Here is a 229-nt window from a genome sequence, read left to right as displayed (position 1 = left end):
GAGGTTCCCATGTTCGAAAAAGTCACCAAGCATTTCAAAGTCGCGGCACTGCGCCGCCGTATCCGGAAGCTCCGAATCGATGAGGCAGCGCAGATCGCGGTGGTGAACGCACAAGTCGATGTTATCAACAAAGCGAAGAGCGCCCCTTGGTATTTCGTGGAAGACATGATCGAGGGCAATCGCCGGTTGGCTGTTATTCAGGCTGCACTGAAGGCAAATCTTCAGGAGC

Annotated in this window: 1 protein-coding gene; it reads left to right on the top strand. The window is 54.1% G+C overall.

The genetic code is table 11. The annotated features are described in order from the left end of the window. Positions 1 to 229 (top strand): hypothetical protein (locus AC1RPR_RS09135; RefSeq protein WP_481763632.1); only part of this gene is annotated, 229 nt, incomplete at both ends.

The sequence above is a fragment of the Dellaglioa sp. CoH-57-MRSF-22 genome (assembly GCF_056781895.1).
This window is presented reverse-complemented; position numbering and strand designations above follow the sequence as displayed.